This is a genomic window from Seonamhaeicola marinus (assembly GCF_008085455.1).
On record NZ_VSDQ01000729.1, the window covers coordinates 331,662 to 350,545 of the forward strand.

Genomic DNA, 18,884 nt, shown 5'->3' on the forward strand with positions numbered 1-18,884 from the left:
CCTAAACACCTAGCGCCTTTAATAAATTAGGTTTATAGGTTCTACCTACAGGTATTTTATTCGATTCTAAAAAAACAATGTTCCCTGAAATTTTATCTACGTAATTCGAATTAATTATAAACGATTTATGGACCTGAACAAAGGCATCTGCTTTAAGTTTTTCAGTCCAATTTTTTAAAGAATCTATAAACGAAAGTTTTTGAGTTTTGGTTACTAGTGTTAAGTAGTTCCTATCGGATTCAATGTAGAGAATATCATTAATTACAATTTTATGCATGGTTTTATCTACATTTAAAAAAATAGTCTCCTCTTTATTGTCTGAGGCTATTGTAGAATTCCCAACACGTTCTTCCGCCTTATTAATTGCCTTTAAAAACCGATTAAAAGAAAAAGGTTTTACCAAATAATCTACAATAGTTCTTAATTCAAAACTACTAACTGCATAATCAGGATACGCTGTAGTCATAATTACAGCAGGTGGATTTTTAACTGTCTTAATAAAATCAATTCCAGAGATATCAGGAAGGTTAATATCTAAAAACACTAGGTCTACAGTGTGTGTATTTAAAAATGAATTAGCCTCCATGGCAGCCTTAAAGGTTTTCACCAGTTCCAAATTAGGAATCTTATCAATAAAGTTTTTTAAAATCCTTTGCGCTGGTATTTCATCTTCAATAATTATACAAGTCATTGCAATTTTAATTTTAAATACACTTTGAAAGTTTCAGCTTTCTCTACATTAAAAACATAATCGTCAGGATAAATAAGTTCTAAACGCTTTTTAAGATTTCTCAGCCCAATGCCATTTTTTTCATCTGTCTGAACTTCTTTGAACCCATTTTCACAAACACATACTAACTCGCTATTTTTAACTTCAATGTTTATTGAAATGGTACTATTTAGTGTGCTATGTTTAAACGCATTTTCAATAATAGAAATTAGCAATAACGGAGCTATTTCATAATTATATCCGTCAATTTCTTTTAAATAATTTACTTGTTTTACCCCTTCAACACGCAACTTCTGAAATTTAATATAGTTATCTATAAACTGAATTTCTTTTTCCAGAGCTACTGTTTTAGAATTACTGTCATATAACACATGCTTCAGATTATCTGATAACATAAGCACCATTTCAGGAACTTCATTAGGCTTTTCTATAGCATAAGAGTAAATGGTATTTAAATTATTAAATAATACATGTGGATCTATCTGAGACTTTAAGAACTTTAATTCCATCTCTGTATGCTGCTTTTTTATTGCCGCTACTTTTTCTTGTTCATCTAAAAACCTATATAGCATCCACACAAAAGAAAAGAATATTAAAGGCACTAGAGACTGCCATAAATAATCACTTAAGCACTTAAACAAAGAACAACCGCATTGGGCAAATATGTAACAGTACAACTGCGTAGCTAAAAACGATATTAGCGAAAAGAGTAAAACATACATCACGTACATTTTTTTCTTCACAAAAAACGGCAGTAACCAAAAGTAATTAACATATACTATGATAACTAAAAGGGACAGATATTGTAAAAACGGATTTTGCCTCCAATAGAAATCTGAAAACAAAAAAAGCGACACAAAAATAAAGAGCATCCAAAAGAGGATGTGCACCAGGGCTCTAGATAGATGTTTGTTCACTATTTGCATAGCGATGAAAATACTGAGAAAAGCCTAAATCTTCAAATAGATAGTACAAAATGATCGTTTGAAGTTACAAACAACAGAATTAATTGCAATACACACCAACAATTGTTTGCCTAAAGCTTCTAATTATAGCTTTTAAATACAACACTAGTTAAAAGAAGATAAAAGGATAGTACGGTGTAAAAGAATAGAACAATTAAGGAAATTAATAGAATTTTGATGAGTAAAATCATGAGAGCAGTTTTTAATGGATTAGTCTCTCTAATTTAACCCAGAATCTACAGATACCTTCCTTACTTTCGATGAAAGTCCTGTAATGTAACGATTAAACTTAATTATATGAAGACGAACCTGTATTTGGCTTAATGTTACTACACCAAAATGTTGTTTGTATTACCAATTAATTAGTTAATACACATTATTGAGCAACCTGTACATTATTCTAGTTAACAAACAGTTAGCTCTTTATATTTGGATAAACAATCAATAATCATGAAACGAACAGTAATCCTTTTTATCATTCTACTTAACCTACAATTTGGCTTTTCGCAAACCTCACAAAACGCTTTGGTAAATAGAGAAGGCAAAGAATTATTATTAGGAAAAATTGACAAATCCGATTTAACTAAAAACTCTTTTAAAGCGTGGTTTTTAAAAAACTATGATGACTATTTAGAAAATAAAAAGGTCGTTAAACTTTTAAAAGACTCACTATCCCATTATGAAATAAAAGCTTTTTTAGGAACGTGGTGCGGTGATAGTAAACGGGAAGTCCCAAGATTTTACAAAATACTAGACCAAGCCAAGTTTCCAAAAACTCAATTAGAGGTTATCGCTGTAGACAGAACTAAAGAGGCCTATAAACAGAGTCCGAACCATGAAGAAAAAGGTTTAAATATTCACAGAGTTCCTACATTTATCTTTTATAAAGACGGTAAAGAAATTAATAGAATTGTAGAATCACCGAAGGAAACCCTAGAAAACGATATTCTAAAAATAGTTACTCAAAAAAAATATACACCTAATTATTTTGTTGTACGGTATTTGGATCATTTATTACAAACAAAATCTGTGGAAGCACTAAGGGAGGAAACCCCTAATTTAATTCCTAGATTATCAGAATTCGTAAAAGGTTCAAGAGAATTAAACACTTATGGATATGCGCTTTTACGATCTAAGGAAACGGAAAAAGCCTTATTTGTTTTTGAATTAAACACTAAGATATTCCCTTATAAACCTAACGTTTATGATAGCCTGGGAGAAGCTCAATTTGAAACTGGAAACAATGAAAATGCTTTAAGGAGCTATTACAAAGTACTAAGCATTACACCAAACGATGAAAATGCTCTAAAAATGATCGAAAAAATAAAGTCAACTATTTAAGTTTACGCTTGGCTTTGTCTAACTTTTGATTGAGCTTATCAATTTTTTCAAGCATTTTAGTTTCATCTGCAGGAGAAAGTTTCCCTTTCTCCTTTAGCTTTTTATACTTTGCTAAGGTCTTTTTATACTTTTTATCAGCACTATTAAAGTTATCCTGTCTTTTTTCTGCTTGTTTTAATGCTTTTTGGGTTTTCTTTCGCTTCTTATGAATTCTTTTTTCTCTTTTTTCGGCTTCTTTTAATTCCTTAGCTTTTTCTGAATCAGCAGTTTCCTGTAATCTTTTATCTTTTGCTAATTGTAAAATCTTAGTTTTTTGTTCTTCGCTTAGGTTAGAAGTTACATCGGTGCCTTCTTTTAGAATAACATCCTTTTCTACTTTGTAAATTACCTCGTTTAAGGTTACCTCTTGAGCAAACATATTGCCGCATCCAAAAAACACTAGGACCACCAGTATTTTAGTCATATTAAAAATTCTATTCGTCATACTCTTTAGACCAATAGAACTTAAAGAAGTCACATTAAACGTATTCCTATACTATTTCCATTTTCTTTAGAAGGAAAGATGCATTCATATTTTGACAAATACCTTTTTTTAGTTTGTAGTCAAAATAAAGCTCATCATTTATAATTTCTGCATCGAAATAGTAGTTTTGAACATCATCTAGTTCTTGTTCAATATCACAAAGGCTTAAATCGTGCGTAGCAATAATTCCTGTGGCATTAGAAGCTACTAGTTTTTCAACAAATTTCTTAGAACCTATAGCTTTATCTGTACTATTTGTTCCTTTTAGAATTTCATCTAAAATTATAAAGTAAGGTGCTTTAGCTATCGTATCTACAATAAACTTTAATCGTGTTAACTCCGAAAAGAAATACGAACTATCATCTGTTAAAGAATCTGTAGTTCGCATACTCGTAATAAGTTTAACTGGGTTGTATTTACTTTCATTAGCACAAATTGGTAAGCCAACATTAGCCATTACTATATGCAAAGAAACTGTTCTTAAAAAGGTACTTTTTCCTGCCATATTTGCACCTGTAACAATAAAGAATTGCTCATTGTTAATTACCAAATCGCTATCTACGCGTTTAGAAGCATCAAGCAACGGATGTCCCAACTTTTCTGCATCGATAACAGCTGCATTAGAAGAAATTTCGGGATAATTAAACTGCGGGTGATTATATGCAAAATTTCCAAGTGAATTATAAGCATCAAAGAAAGACACAACCTCAAACCAGTCTTGTACTTTATGCGCATAGTCTTTGATCCATTGTTCAATTCTATAACTATTCTTTATATCGGTTAGAAAATAACCATTTCCAAAGATGGCGCCTATAATGTTATTTCTATTATCTAATGCATCCAGCGCTCTAGAGAGTTCCTTAAAAATTGCAGAAGCTTTTTTATCATTAGACATTATTTTTTCTTGCTTTTCCTTTAAAAGCCCTGATTTAAAGGAGGCATCTTCAATAAGTTTGAGTAATAAGCTGTATTGCCTAAATGTATCTTTTACCTTGTCTACCTTTAACGAAAGCATGTTTATTTTCTTCACATACTTTCCTGAAATCCCTAAACCAACAAACAACCAATACCCAATAAAAGAAGGGGTAATTACACTCGTTATGGTTAGCACAAGTAAAGTAATAGTGACTACAGAAAAACCTATGGGCAGCCATTTAGCAATTTTTGGTAAAAATGTTTGATATTCTTTTAACCAACCTATAATTTCTTTAGCAGGTGTTTCTACAGATACCAAACTTGAAGTTGCTGAATAATGTTGGCGCCATTTTGGGTCTAATGACAGCTCCTTAATGGCATCTTGTCTTTCAGGAATTTCTTCTATGTTATTGGCTTTTAGTAATTCTGAAAGTTTAAATGCGCCTTCTTTAATTGTGGTTCTGTTTATGAACTGAAAAAAAGATCCTCTGCCAAATAAATCGATATCCAAGCTATAAAAATGCGAAGGATCTTGAAACTGTAAGCCTTCATCTCTATTATGAAAATCTCCAGAGGCTATTTTTAGTTCATCTTCATTAATATTGACCAATGCTTCATAAAAAGCCTTGTTTTGTTTAACATCTGTATATCGTGAAAGTAATTTTACAAATACTATGACACCTACTAAACCAACGCCTGCGGCAATTTGCCAATTATCAAAGAAAAAGTAAACACCAAAAGCACTTAAAGCAAACACGCCTAACCTCAATAAGCTGAGGCTTATCATCTTTTTTTGGCATGCTTTCGCCTCCGCTTTATAAGTCTCAAGATGCGCTTTATAATATTCAATTGGATTGTCCATATAGAAATAAAGAAAAAGCCCTGAAAAAACAGAGCTTTTTATATTATGTTAATTTTTAAGCTTAGTCTCTAGACATAAATATTCTTAACACATACCAAAATAACAGCATTAATGCAGCAAATAAGCCTAAAGCTGCTGGAATGTATTGATCCTGTGAATATTTATGTACTAAGTTAGAAGTTTGGTATAAAATGGAACCGGCTGCCAAAACACACATGCCAACAGAAAACCAAAGTCCAAGGTTAAACCCAAACAACGTTCCTGCTAATATTAAACCAATGGCTATAAAAAATCCAACAGTTAAACCTGCTCTTAAAAACGAAAAGTCTTTTTTAGTTATCAGTACAACAGCGGAAAGCCCTGTAAATAATGCTAAAGTTACTATAGCTGCTTGATTTAACAAATCAAAATTTTCTGTGTAAGCTATAGCAAAATAAATCATTGGTAAAAATATAAAGGCCTCTGCCAAAATATAGAGTCCATAGGCCAAATACTGCTTGTTCTTATCTGCTGTTCTTAGCGCCATACTTTCAGCATAGTTTGTTACCAGCATAAAACCTCCTAACATAATTAACCAGCGCCATCCATCTAACATTGAAAGTGAAAAATTCAGCAAGGTTTCACTTTGTAACATAAGGTATTCAAAAAGAATAAACACTAATACACCTCCTGCAACATGAGCGTAGGTCCTTTTGTAAAATGCTACTTGTTCTTCATCTGTTAAATGGCTAACTAATGTTCTGGTTTGGAATTCATTTTCCTGAAAGTGATCCATAATTATTATATTATTTTTTAATTGTTATCGTCTATTTCCAAATACTTGCAAAGCCCAGTATAAAAGTGATGCAATTGCACCAATTGCGGCTACTAAATACGTTCTTGCTGCCCATTTTAAGGCATCTTCAGAACCTTTATATTCTTCTGGGGTCACTATGTTTTTAGCTTTCAACCATTTTAAAGCTCTATTACTTGCGTCGTATTCTACTGGTAAGGTTATAACACTAAACAACGTTGCAAACCCCATCATTACTAATCCTGCTAAAGCTATTAAATAACCAGCACCTCCAATAGCATTAGAGGCCATTAAAGCAAGCCCACCAAACACTACAAGTTTGGACATGCTAGAGGTAATTTGAACAACTGGCACTAACTTAGAGCGCATAGTTAAATATTGATATGCCGTGGCATGTTGCACCGCATGCCCAACTTCATGTGCTGCAACCGCCGCCGCCGCTGCATTGCGTTGGTTATAAACTACCTCACTTAAATTAACCGTTTTATTTTTTGGGTTATAATGGTCTGTAAGCTGTCCTCTAGTAGAAATTACCTGAACATCTCTAATACCATGATCTGCCAACATTTTTTCGGCAATCTCAGCACCACTCATACCATTGCGTAAACTCACTTTAGAATAGTAGGCAAATTTTCTTTTTAATTGGTTACTAACTAACCAACTTACCAAAGAAATGGCTCCGATTAGTATGTAGTAACCCATATATCCTGTCATCATAATATTTAAGTCAAAATTTTCCTTAAATATAACAATAATTACACCAGATTTTTAATTCTGAAATTTTGACAGAAAAAAAAGACCCTAAAACACTTTTTGGTTTTAGAGTCTATTCTGCCATTAATTGGTTCTAGCTGTACTAAGCCATTTCAAATTCTAAATTGAATGCCTCAGCTATTTCTTTATATACTATTTTTCCATTTACCACATTTAATCCTTTAGCAAGAGCCGTGCTACTTTCACATGCCTTTTCCCATCCTTCTTCTGCTAATTTAATAACGTATGGTAATGTTACATTGGTTAATGCCATTGTAGATGTGTAAGGTACTGCACCTGGCATATTTGCAACGGAGTAATGTACAACATCGTCAATAATATATGTAGGCTCTTCATGTGTTGTTGGCTTAGTCGTCTCAAAACAACCACCTTGATCTACTGCCACATCTACTATTACCGTTCCAGGGCGCATATCTTTCAACATATCTTTTGTTATTAATTTAGGGGCTTTAGCTCCTTTAATTAATACACCTCCAATTATTAAATCGGCATCTTTAATGTGCTTTCTAATATTATATTCACTTGAGAATTCACTAATTACATTATTAGGCATAGAGTCACTTACATAACGAAGCGCTTTCATATTTATGTCCATAATAATCACATAGGCTCCTAATCCCGCTGCCATTTTAGCCGCTTGATACCCTACAACTCCTGCTCCTAAAACCAAAACTTTTGCTGGTGGCACACCTGGAACACCTCCTAATAAAATACCTCTTCCTTTAATTGGCTTTTCTAAATATTTAGCCCCTTGTTGAATAGACATTCTACCTGCAACCTCAGACATTGGTATTAATAATGGTAAAGAACCATCTTCTGCTTCAACAGTTTCATAGGCTATACAAACAGCTTTACTATCTACCATAGCCTTTGTTAAAGGTTCACTAGAGGCAAAATGGAAATAGGTAAATACCGTATGATGCGGTTTTATTAAGGTATATTCTTTTTCAATAGGTTCTTTAACCTTTACAATCATATCTGCAGCTTCGTATACCTCTTCAATAGTATTTAGAATAGAAGCACCTGCTTTAATATAATCTTCATCAAAAAATCCACTATTAAAACCTGCATCTTTTTGTACATAAACTGCGTGGTTTCTTTTTGTTAATTCGAAAACACCAGAAGGTGTCATTCCAACACGGTTTTCGTTATTTTTTATTTCAATAGGAACACCAATTTTCATAAGGCTTATAAATTTTTAAATATTCTTTTAAAACGGTTACAAATTTAATACAATATTTGATAATTAATTCTAAAAAACGTTTTTTGTTGAAAAATAAATAACAAAATTAACATTTTGATATGAATCAAATAAAACACACCGATTTAAAAGCGTTTTGTTACGTATTCATAAACCAAAGACGCAATACCTGAGGAAACCCCTTAATTTGAGGAAATTTATTGGCGCTTGCCGTACTTTATCTTAAAATAAAGCATTAAAAAGGAAGACACTATGGTTATTGAATTAGCTAAAACCATAGATATACTTTTTTCTAGAATACCGTAAACCAACCAGAACAGAATACCGACAAAAAAGATAAGCCACATAGGAAGTGAAAGTGAAGACACGTCTTTTGTTTTCCAAGTTTTGTATACCTGCGGAAGAAAGGAAGCTGTAGTTAGGATAGCCGCTACAATTCCTATAATTTCAATGTAGTCTATTTTAAAACCTTCCATAGTTCTTCTTAAAGTATGGTTGTCATTCTGAATTTATTTCAGAATCTTATCCAAAATTCGTCAACCCGAAATACTGAAACAAGTTCGGCACAAACAAGTCCAAGTTACCACATCGCAACCGTTCGAAAGGAATAAATAACCGCAAAAATTTGTTTAATAAATAAACAACCTTCTCTTTTTAGTTAGTTCCTAGACCAAAGAGATTCCCACGTCGTACCTCCTCAGAATGACAACAATTTTACCCTACTATATTCACAATCTTACCAGGAACTACAATCACTTTTTTCGGAGTGCGTCCTTTTAGTTGTTCTTGAGTCTTTTCATGCGCCATAACAGCAGCCTCAATATCGTCTTTACTCATATCTAATGGTAATTCCATAGTGAAACGCATTTTACCATTAAATGAAATTGGATAGTTCTTACTACTTTCTACCAAATGGCTTTCATCAAATACAGGGAATTCAGCTGTTGATATAGACTCAGTATTTCCTAAAGCATTCCATAGTTCTTCAGCAATATGCGGTGCATAAGGAGACACCAATATTAACAACGGTTCTAAAATAGCCTTGCTAGTACACTTTTGAGCTGTTAATTCATTAACCGCAATCATAAACGTAGATACTGATGTATTGAACGAGAAATTCTCTATATCTTCTTCTACCTTTTTAATGGTTTTATGCAATGTTTTCAAGCTGTCTTTTGAAGGCTCTGCATCCGTTACTTTTAAGCCGTTATCATCAATATACAGTTTCCATAATCTCTTTAAGAATCCATGAACTCCTGTAATACCAGAGGTATTCCAAGGTTTGTATTGTTCTAATGGCCCTAAGAACATTTCGTAGAGACGTAAACTGTCTGCTCCGTAATCTTCGCAGATGTTATCTGGATTAACAACGTTGAACCAACGTTTAGACATTTTCTCTACCTCTCTTCCAACAATATAAACCCCATTTTCAAGAATAAATTCAGCGTCATTAAATTGAGGTTGCCATTTCTTCAATGCTTCTACATCAATTTCATCTGAAGAGTTAACCATATTTACATCAACACGTAATTCTTCCACATCATAATCTCCTTTTAACCCTTTTGACACATATTGGTTAGTACCTGCAACCCTATAAACTATTGCACTAGTCCCCAAAATCATCCCTTGATTAATCAGTTTTTTAGCAAACTCATCATGGTTTACATAGCCTTTATCAAACATGAACTTTTGCCAAAAACGAGAATATAATAAGTGTCCTGTAGCATGCTCAGAACCTCCAATATATAAATCCACTTGCTGCCAATAATCAATAGCTTCTTTTGAGAAGATAGCATCCTCATTATTAGGGTCCATGTAACGGTTAAAGTATTGGGAACTTCCCGCCCAACCTGGCATGGTATTCAATTCAAGTGGAAACACCGTTTTGTTATCAATCAAGTTGTTTGAAACAACTTCATTCTTCGTTGTATCCCAAGCCCAAACGGTGGCATTTCCTAATGGTGGCTCACCGGTTTCGGTTGGCAAATATTTTTCAACTTCTGGTAATTCAATTGGCAAATGTTCTGTAGCAATCATTTGCGGCATACCATTCACATAATATACTGGGAATGGTTCTCCCCAATAACGCTGACGACTAAACACGGCATCACGTAAACGGTAATTAGTTTTTCCTTCACCTTGACCAATCTGCTCCAATTCGTAAATAACACGTTTGGTAGCCTTTTTATAATTCATACCATTAATGAAATCACTATTGGCAATAATGGTTTTGTCTTTGTCTGCAAATGCTTCTTCTGAAATATCTACACCTTCAAAAATATTCGGAATATCAATTCCAAAATGCTTCGCAAAATCGTAATCACGTTGGTCACCACATGGTACTGCCATAACTGCTCCCGTTCCGTAGCTTGCTAATACATAATCGCCAATCCAGATTTGAATTGGTTCTTTAGTGAAAGGGTGCTCTGCATAAGCACCAGTAAACACACCTGAAATTGTCTTTACATCAGACAATCTATCTCGTTCACTACGTTTAGACGTTGCCTCAATATAAGCTTCTACTTCCGCTTTTTGTTCAGGTGTCGTGATCTTTGATACCAGATCATGTTCTGGTGCCAAAGTCATAAAACTTACACCAAAAATAGTATCAGGACGGGTGGTGAAAACCTCAATAGTCTCTTCATGATTATTCACATTGAAAGTTACAGAAGCCCCAACAGATTTTCCAATCCAGTTACGTTGACTTTCCTTTAAAGAATCTGTCCAATCTATAGTATCTAAACCTTGAAGTAGTCTTTCAGCATATGCCGAAATACGCATACTCCATTGTGTCATTTTCTTTCTTACTACAGGATGTCCGCCACGTTCCGAAACCCCATTTACAATTTCATCATTTGCTAAAACGGTTCCTAATGCAGGACACCAATTTACTTCGGTTTCAGCTAAATAGGTTAATCTATAGTGTAGTAGTTTATTTTGTTGTTCTTCAGAAGAAAAATTACTCCAATCTTCAGCTGTAAACACCTCAACGGTATCGTCACATGCCGCATTCACATTTGCGTTTCCTTCGGCTTCAAATAGTTTAATTAATTCTGAAATGTCTTCGGCTTTATTAGTATCGTAATTAAACCAAGATTCGAATAATTGAATAAACACCCATTGTGTCCATTTGTAATATTTAGGGTCAGACGTGCGTACTTCACGAGACCAATCAAACGAAAAACCAATTTGATCTAACTGACGACGATACGTTGCAATATTCTCTTTAGTAGTGATTGCAGGATGCTGTCCTGTTTGAATAGCATATTGTTCTGCTGGCAACCCAAAAGAATCATAACCTTGAGGATGCAATACATTGAAACCTTTATGACGTTTGTAACGTGCATAAATATCGGAAGCGATATATCCTAACGGATGCCCAACGTGTAAGCCTGCTCCACTAGGGTAAGGAAACATATCTAACACATAATACTTTGGTTTATCACTATTATTTTCAGCTTTAAATGTTTGGTTCTCTGCCCAATATTTCTGCCATTTGGCTTCTATTTCGTTGAAATTGTATCGCATTATTTTGTAAACACCTTTTGTCATTGCGAAGGAGACACGGCTGTGGCAATCTTTTGAAATAACTTTACGTTTCTTAATTAAAAGATTCCCGTGCTTCGCTCAAAATGACGGATTTTAAATGCGCAAATTTAAACTTATTATAAGACTATTAAAAGTTAAACGTTGTAATACTTAAGGAAGTAATATTTCTTTTATATTTTTACTGCATTAATCCAATAGTTCTATGAGTTCATACTACGAAAAACAACAAAAACGCCGACTTATCTCTTCTTATTTCTCTGTAGTTTTAAGTATTGCATTGGTCTTGTTTTTATTGGGCTTGTTGGGTATTATGCTCTTAAATGCGAAAAAAGTATCGGATCATTTTAAGGAACAAGTGGTTGTTACCATCTACTTAAAAGAAAATGCTAAAGAGGTAGAGGTAAAACAACTTGAAAAGAGCCTAATGATGAGCGATTACGTAAAATCTACCGAATATGTTTCTAAGGAACAAGCTGCTGAATTTATGAAAGCTGAAACTGGTGAAGATTTTATGGATTTTGTAGGGTATAACCCATTACAAAACTCCATTGATGTGCACTTAAAAGCCGATTATGTAACGTCTGAACACCTAGAAACAGTTTCAGCCGAAGCTTTAAATAAAAAGTTTGTTGATGAAGTAAGCTACGATAATGATTTAGTAAACTTAATGAACGATAACGTTAAAAAGATAAGTTTCTGGGTATTAATTATAAGTGCCCTGTTTACCGTTATTGCAGTTTTACTAATAAATAGCTCATTACGTTTATCTGTGTACTCAAAACGATTTACAATTAAAACTATGCAAATGGTAGGAGCCACTAAACAGTTTATTAGAAAACCGTTTATTTGGAAAAGCATTCGTTTGGGTATTATAGGTGCAACTCTTGCTTTAATAGGGATGGCTGTTGTTTTCTACTATTTGAACAAAACGTTCCCAGAATTGGAATTAACGAGTAATGCTATTCTTGTTGGTTTGTTGTTTGTTGTGATTTTTGGTTTAGGTATTGTTATTACTTGGATAAGCACGCACTTTGCAACACAGCGTTTCTTAAATTTAAGAACAGACGAATTATACTATTAGTAATATTCTTGAAGGTGAAACGTTAGTAATTTAACTAACACCAACTTTCATGAAAAAAACAGTCTACTACTTAGGAGGTTTATGCCTTCTCGCCTTACTAATTTTTATTGGATATCAAGGATTAATGGCTGCTGTTATTCAAGATACTACAGCCGAAAAATGCAACGTAGAAACTCGAAAAATTGTAGCTATTTCCGAAGGATCTTCTTTTGACCTTATATTTAAAGATGCCCAAGGTGACCGTTATTACATTAATAGAGGTTTGGAGCGAGGATTAAATTTAGATTCTCTTAACGCAAAAGTTCTAAATAAAACCGTTACTTTGCACCTAGCTAAGATTTTTGGAGGACGAATTACCTCTGAACATATTTCACAGCTTGAAGTTGATGACACTATAATTTTCACAGAATTTAAGTAACTATGGCAAATAAAAAACAGAAAGAGTCTCCTAAGCCTAAATCTACATTTGTATTTGGAAAGAAAAACTACAAGTTTATGTTTATTGGTTTAGCAACAATTGCCTTAGGTTTTATATTAATGGCCGGTGGCGGTAGTGATGACCCTAATGTTTTTAATCCAGAAATCTTTAGTTGGAGACGTATTCGCTTAGCACCTGCTTTAGTGTTGATTGGTTTTGGCATTCAGATTTATGCTATTCTACTTAACCCTGACAAGAAATAGTTTAAACTGCATTGCAAAATTATATTGATTTAGCTAACAAAAACGGCGTTACACTTCTTAATAGTGGAAAATGCCAATTTTGTGGAGCAAACACAGAAAGAGGCATTAGCGAATGTCTTGAAATTTTCAATCTAAGTTTCGATTCCAGTGATTTCTCTGATACTGAAAATCATATTTATAGGTTTTTTATTGTAGATGCTCATGCTTTACAACACCCTGAAATTCACGGTAGATGGAGTAATCACTTTCATCTTTTAAGGCTGCATCTAATTTTTAAATATGATGTTAAGTGGACTTATAAATTATCTCCTAAACTAAGCAACCATTTAAACTCATATAAAAAAGACAAACCAGACGAGCATTTAAATCCCCCTGAGTTACTCAAAAGAGGAAATATTACAACAGTAGATATACTTAAAGTTGCAACAGACACAACCAAATGTAAAGATTTAATAAAACAATGGGCTAAATGTGTTTATGACGTATGGCATAATCATCATAATTTAGTAGATAAAATTGCACAAGGTTTTTTAGTAGAATAAGCGCAATAGGTAACATTCAACTTTAATACTAAAAATCATGAAACAATTACTTAAGATATTTAGCAAACTCAATTGCTATTTGCTGCACGTAGTCATAACCATTTTCCATTGCATCCTCTAAAGATTTGGCTTTTTCAATAACGGCATCTGTATAACGTATTCCTAGTTCAGTGGCTTCAGCTTCAGAAACATCAATAGCACCACAAAATGCACCTACATTTATTTGTTTCGCTTTCGCTGAAGACAATACACCCTGTATCGTTTTGCCAGACATGGTTTGCGAATCTAGTTTTCCTTCACCTGTAATAATCCAATCTGCTCCTTCTATTTTTTCATCAAATTGTGCTAAACTTTTAATGAGTTCAATACCTGGTTTTAAGTGGCCATTTAAAAACACCTTTGACGCAATACCCATTCCTCCTGCTGCTCCTGCACCCTTAACAGACTGCGAATTCACTTGAAATACATCATCCAAAATTTTCGAGAAATCTGTTAAGCCTTTATCTAACATCCTTATATCTTGCCAAGACGCACCTTTCTGAGCACCATACACATAAGCAGCACCATTCTCTCCATATAAAGGATTTGTTACATCACATGCCACTTGAAATTCTACTTCGTGTAATTTAGGATGTACATTAGAGACATCTATCGTTGCTATTTGAGATAAATTAGCTCCTATAGGCATTACTTCTTTACTTCTGTTATCTAAAAATCTATAGCCTAAGGCTGTTGCCATACCAATTCCACAATCGTTTGTGGCACTTCCCCCTATACCAAGAATGATTTTTTCAGCTCCTTTTTCTATAGCATCAACAATCATTTCACCTGTTCCCAATGTAGTGGCATTTTTGCAATCAAATTGGTCCGGTTGTAGCAATTTAACGCCAGAGGCTTCAGCCATTTCAATAAATGCTGTTTTTGAATCTATTGAAAACAAGTAAGACGCTTTAACAGGTTCAAAAAAAGGATTATTTACAGTAACATAGACCACCTCTCCATTAAGATAAAAGTTTGCCACCTCAATGGTACCATCTCCTCCATCTGCTAATGGTAGTTTTATAAACTCAACATCCTTTCGAACTTTTGAGATGCCACTTTCAACAGCTTCGCAAAATGCCAATCCACTTAATGAGTTTTTAAATTTATCTGGTGCTAATACTATTTTCACTATTTCAAAATTAATTTAAAAAACCTACAAAACCATATAAGCTTTGTAGGTCTAACTTATGCTATTAATCTTTTTATTCTTAACTTAAAATATTTACCATAGAAATGGCTACAATGGTAATAATAACAAAATAGCCTAGTAAAATAATTACTTCTCTTTTTCCTGCTTTATAAAAAACAACCTCTAAACCTTCCTTGGTTTCTTTCTTAATTACGGCACTAATGGTATACGCCACTATAATGGTTACCAAACAGCCTATGGCGTTCCACCAAAACCAAAATACTTCGGGAACATATAACCATAAAAACATATTAAACAAGACTCCCGCTACAATCCCTATGTTGGCTCCTAACGCGTGTGTTTTCTTTGTTAAAATTGCCAATATAAACGCAGCCAAAATAGGCCCATAGAACACAGAACTTATTTTATTGATTACCTCTATTACGGTTCCTTCTATACTTCCTGCGAACAAAGCGAATAACAAACAAACAACTCCCCAAAATACAGATAACAGTCTTGAGTTCATTACATATTCTTTATCACTCATATTTGGCTTAAAACGTTTAATAAAATCCTCGAGGGATACAGCGGATAAAGAGTTTACAGTTGAACTTAATGAGGACATTGCTGCCGACATAATGGCTACAATTAAAATACCAATAATGCCATTAGGCAAATACTTAATAATAAAAACGGGCACCATTAAATCTGCTTTCTTACCCTCTAAGCTACCAATATTACTTTGGTATACGCTATCCATCATTTCTTGAAAACCAAAATCTTGAAGCAAAAGGGTGCCTAGTACCAGCCCCATAATACAATATGTTAGGGTAATGGGGAAACGTAATAAACCATTGGCCAGCAATAGTCTTTTTATGGTAGGCATCCCTTTTGCAGATAACAGTCTTTGTGATTGTGTCTGATCTGTACCATAGTAAGAGGCATATAAAAAGAACCCTCCTATAACCATTGGCCAAAAACCAAACTCGTCATTTTTATCAGCATTATTAAATCCCCATTTTGAAAAATCTACTGCCGTTAATCTATCTTTATCTACATGCGTTAAAAAGTTATCAAATCCTCCCAATTCACTTAATCCGTAGACCAAACAGATAATTATTCCGAAGAAAAGAATGAGCATTTGTATAACATCTCCCCAAATAACGGCTTTCATACCACCTTGAAAGGAGTATATCATGGTAATAACACCAATTATCAAAATGGACCATAAAAAGTCTATACCAACTGTGGCTTGAAGAATTAGTGCCATGGTATATACCATAACTCCAGTAGCTACTGAGCGACTAATTTGGAACACAAAACTTATTAGCAATCTTGAAGAGGCATCAAAGCGCTTTTCTAAAAACTCATAAACACTTACAATACCAGAATTATATAGCGTTGGAATTACGGCTATTAAAAGAAAAGCCATTGCCAAGGGCACCCCAAATTCATAGGTTAACCATTGTAAACCACCGCCTTCTTTTAGACCTACAAAAGCTGGAGCCGAAATGAAACTAATTGCTGACAACTGTGTTGCCATTGTAGATAGGCTTAATGGGAACCATCCCATAGATTGTCCGCCTAAAAAATAATCTTTAGAATCGTTATTTTCTTTAAAGAAATAGCCTATTCCTAAAAAAGCCAACAGGTATACAACTATAATAATGTAATCTATATAATTCATAATGCTTTTAGTTATTTAATTTTTGCTCTAACTTCATTTTCCATTCTTCTTGCCATTCTTCTTTTAGAATACTCATTAACACAATATCTGCTCTTCCTTTTCCAATTAATGCGGGTATAAAATTCCTTAGAACACCTTCTTCTTTACAGCCTACACTTTTCATTGCAGCAATACTAACTTTATTATCTGCATGAGCACCAAAACCAATACGCTCTAATTTAAGAACATCAAAAACAAATTCAAACAACAAATATTTACAATGCTTATTTAAACCTGTTCCTCTAAACGCTTTACCATACCAAGTATGACCAAGTTTAATTGTTTTTAATTCACTAGAGTACTCGTATAGTCTTGTAGTGCCAGCAAATTCATTTTTCACTTTGTCAAAGACAATAAAGGGATACTCCTTTTTAAATTTTCTTTTATTTACGGCTGATAAAATATACTTTGTTAGGTTTTCCCATCCGTTACCTTTTTCTAGCATGAATGTCCATAATTCATCTTCATTAGAAATGCTAATTAAAGGTTCTACATGCTCTAATTTTAAGGGACTTAATTTGACCTTATCATTTTCTAGAGTGTAATCATTATTAAAGTCAAAGTTTAGCACTTTATTCCTCCTTTTCTAGTAGATCTATCAATAAGGCAGCACTCCAAGAGAAATTATGTCCTCCATAGCCAGCGTTTCCATCTTTATGCATGTCTTTCCTTGAATCGAAATACTCATAAAATCCGTTATTTTCCATTAAAGCAATAGTATCTTGCTTTACTCTTAATGCCACATCTGAATAGCCATAGGCTTTGAGTCCATTATGCAGCATCCAATTAAGATTAACCCAAACTGGTCCTCTCCAATACTTTTTAGGATTGAATCGTTCACTGTCTGGATCAAAAGACGCACATAAATATTGATGATCTCCGCCAAATTTTTGCAGCATTACCTCTACCATTTTATCAGCTCGTTCTTTACTTGGAATACCAGCATAGATTGGAGCAAATGATGATGATGACAGAAACTTAATAGGTTTCTCGTTTCTTAAATCATAATGCACATAGGCTCCTAAACTATCATCATAAAGTTTCTCATTAAATGTGGCAATTGCTTTTTGCTGCCATTGGGTTAACTGAGCAATTTTCTCTTCATTTCCACCAATACGTTCGTAAAGCTTGATTAAGCTCTTACTTGACTTTATCAACATGGCATTAAACAATGGATCTTGCACCAAGAACGGTGATAGTTCCGCTATTTTTTCATCACTATAATTATGCTCCTTCGCTATATCTATAATGTACAGATAATGATCATACTCTCTTTTAGAGGGTCTCTCAGCTGCATCTACATGCGTGGTATCTCTTCTTTCAAAAGTGTATTCTGGTGGATTCATAGTTTTCCAAATATCATCCCAAATTGGAGAATTATCAGTACCCGATTCCCAATTGTGATAGATATAAACTAAACCTTCATTTTGCGGATCTCTATTATCGTAGAAATACTCATGATTAAAATATACTTTATCGATAACCCCTTCTATAAATTTTAAGGTTGCTGGTTTATCTTTACTTATCTTATATATCTCTTCAAGCACAAATCCTGTTACAGGAGGTTGTGTCATTCCTGTAGATCTGTATTTTTTTGAAGACTGTGGGTGCAAATCTGAACGATGAAAATCTGGACCTGGGAAATACGTATCACTTTCTGTATGGAAAATGATATGCGGAATAAAGCCATTACCCCATTGTGCATCTAATAAGGTCTCTATTTCTTGTTCTGCCTTTTTCATATCAAAATGTGCAAAACCTATAGCTATTAAACCCGAATCCCAAAACCATTGAAAGGGATACAATTTAGCACATGGAATACTAAACCCTTCTTTCCAATTGTTCTCTAAAACCTCTACAGCTTTCTTGTATAATGTATCTTTCATTTTCTCAACAAGTGTTTAAATAAAGACCCGCTTGTTACTGAAGCAGGTCTTTAATTCTTAAGGATTTAACTCATAATCCTAAAAATCCATCACCTTCACCTTAGCTAAAAGGTGATGAATTCAACCAAACCAAACTATTTAAAA

At 33.7% G+C, this 18,884-nt stretch carries 18 protein-coding genes; 5 read left to right on the top strand and 13 right to left on the bottom strand.

Going from position 1 to position 18,884, the window contains the following annotated elements:
* Nucleotide 1 precedes the first annotated feature (1 nt).
* Nucleotides 2-691 carry a LytR/AlgR family response regulator transcription factor gene (locus FUA24_RS22475; protein ID WP_148545401.1) on the bottom strand — a complete coding sequence of 230 codons (690 nt, stop codon included), beginning with the start codon at nucleotides 689-691 and terminating at the stop codon, nucleotides 2-4.
* Entirely contained in the window at nucleotides 688-1,371 is a 684-nt protein-coding gene (locus FUA24_RS22480; RefSeq protein ID WP_246147142.1) for a sensor histidine kinase, read from the bottom strand. Before FUA24_RS22480 ends, FUA24_RS22475 begins: the two co-directional genes overlap by 4 nt.
* A 774-nt stretch (nucleotides 1,372-2,145) precedes the next feature.
* Here FUA24_RS22480 and FUA24_RS22485 point away from each other — a divergent pair.
* Nucleotides 2,146-3,036, top strand: a complete 891-nt coding sequence (locus FUA24_RS22485; protein ID WP_148545403.1) for a thioredoxin family protein — start codon at nucleotides 2,146-2,148, stop codon at nucleotides 3,034-3,036.
* Here FUA24_RS22485 and FUA24_RS22490 read toward each other — a convergent pair.
* The 7 genes from FUA24_RS22490 to leuS form a co-directional block, all read right to left on the bottom strand.
* Nucleotides 3,029-3,520, bottom strand: a complete 492-nt coding sequence (locus tag FUA24_RS22490) for a coiled-coil domain-containing protein (protein WP_148545405.1) — start codon at nucleotides 3,518-3,520, stop codon at nucleotides 3,029-3,031. The genes FUA24_RS22485 and FUA24_RS22490 overlap by 8 nt on opposite strands.
* A gap of 46 nt (nucleotides 3,521-3,566) precedes the next feature.
* Nucleotides 3,567-5,336 (bottom strand): MutS-related protein, encoded by a 1,770-nt coding sequence (locus tag FUA24_RS22495; RefSeq protein WP_148545407.1) that lies wholly within the window; start codon nucleotides 5,334-5,336, stop codon nucleotides 3,567-3,569.
* 61 nt (nucleotides 5,337-5,397) lie between these two features.
* On the bottom strand, nucleotides 5,398-6,111 hold the full coding sequence (locus FUA24_RS22500) for a Bax inhibitor-1/YccA family protein (RefSeq protein WP_148545409.1): 714 nt from the start codon (nucleotides 6,109-6,111) through the stop codon (nucleotides 5,398-5,400).
* 24 nt (nucleotides 6,112-6,135) lie between these two features.
* Nucleotides 6,136-6,846, bottom strand: coding sequence for a zinc metallopeptidase (locus tag FUA24_RS22505; protein WP_246147143.1), 711 nt, complete (start codon nucleotides 6,844-6,846; stop codon nucleotides 6,136-6,138).
* 139 nt (nucleotides 6,847-6,985) lie between these two features.
* Nucleotides 6,986-8,086, bottom strand: coding sequence for an alanine dehydrogenase (ald, locus tag FUA24_RS22510; protein WP_148545411.1), 1,101 nt, complete (start codon nucleotides 8,084-8,086; stop codon nucleotides 6,986-6,988).
* Between the two features lie 215 nt (nucleotides 8,087-8,301).
* The gene (locus FUA24_RS22515; protein WP_148545413.1) at nucleotides 8,302-8,580 is read right to left on the bottom strand and encodes a SemiSWEET family sugar transporter; all 279 of its coding nucleotides are present in this window, start codon (nucleotides 8,578-8,580) and stop codon (nucleotides 8,302-8,304) included.
* 238 nt (nucleotides 8,581-8,818) lie between these two features.
* Nucleotides 8,819-11,632, bottom strand: coding sequence for a leucine--tRNA ligase (leuS, locus tag FUA24_RS22520; RefSeq protein ID WP_148545415.1), 2,814 nt, complete (start codon nucleotides 11,630-11,632; stop codon nucleotides 8,819-8,821).
* A gap of 223 nt (nucleotides 11,633-11,855) precedes the next feature.
* On the opposite strand from leuS, the gene FUA24_RS22525 reads away from it, so the two are divergent.
* The 4 genes from FUA24_RS22525 to FUA24_RS22540 are packed head-to-tail and all read left to right on the top strand — an operon-like array spanning nucleotide 11,856 to nucleotide 13,957.
* The gene (locus tag FUA24_RS22525) at nucleotides 11,856-12,734 is read left to right on the top strand and encodes a cell division protein FtsX (protein ID WP_148545417.1); all 879 of its coding nucleotides are present in this window, start codon (nucleotides 11,856-11,858) and stop codon (nucleotides 12,732-12,734) included.
* A gap of 49 nt (nucleotides 12,735-12,783) precedes the next feature.
* The gene (locus tag FUA24_RS22530; protein ID WP_148545419.1) at nucleotides 12,784-13,152 is read left to right on the top strand and encodes a hypothetical protein; all 369 of its coding nucleotides are present in this window, start codon (nucleotides 12,784-12,786) and stop codon (nucleotides 13,150-13,152) included.
* Between the two features lie 2 nt (nucleotides 13,153-13,154).
* Entirely contained in the window at nucleotides 13,155-13,415 is a 261-nt protein-coding gene (locus FUA24_RS22535) for a DUF3098 domain-containing protein (RefSeq protein ID WP_148545421.1), read from the top strand.
* Between the two features lie 11 nt (nucleotides 13,416-13,426).
* Complete coding sequence (locus FUA24_RS22540; RefSeq protein ID WP_148545423.1) at nucleotides 13,427-13,957, top strand: DUF5946 family protein; 531 nt, start codon at nucleotides 13,427-13,429, stop codon at nucleotides 13,955-13,957.
* Nucleotides 13,958-14,003: 46 nt separating this feature from the next.
* Here the strand turns inward: FUA24_RS22540 and FUA24_RS22545 are convergent, their stop codons facing one another.
* From FUA24_RS22545 to FUA24_RS22560, 4 genes are all read right to left on the bottom strand, one after another.
* On the bottom strand, nucleotides 14,004-15,128 hold the full coding sequence (locus FUA24_RS22545; protein ID WP_148545425.1) for a glycerate kinase: 1,125 nt from the start codon (nucleotides 15,126-15,128) through the stop codon (nucleotides 14,004-14,006).
* A gap of 79 nt (nucleotides 15,129-15,207) precedes the next feature.
* Complete coding sequence (locus FUA24_RS22550; RefSeq protein WP_148545427.1) at nucleotides 15,208-16,815, bottom strand: sodium:solute symporter; 1,608 nt, start codon at nucleotides 16,813-16,815, stop codon at nucleotides 15,208-15,210.
* Between the two features lie 7 nt (nucleotides 16,816-16,822).
* Entirely contained in the window at nucleotides 16,823-17,425 is a 603-nt protein-coding gene (locus FUA24_RS22555) for a GNAT family N-acetyltransferase (RefSeq protein ID WP_148545429.1), read from the bottom strand.
* A gap of 1 nt (nucleotide 17,426) precedes the next feature.
* Complete coding sequence (locus FUA24_RS22560; RefSeq protein ID WP_148545431.1) at nucleotides 17,427-18,740, bottom strand: MGH1-like glycoside hydrolase domain-containing protein; 1,314 nt, start codon at nucleotides 18,738-18,740, stop codon at nucleotides 17,427-17,429.
* Between the last annotated feature and the right edge of the window lie 144 nt (nucleotides 18,741-18,884).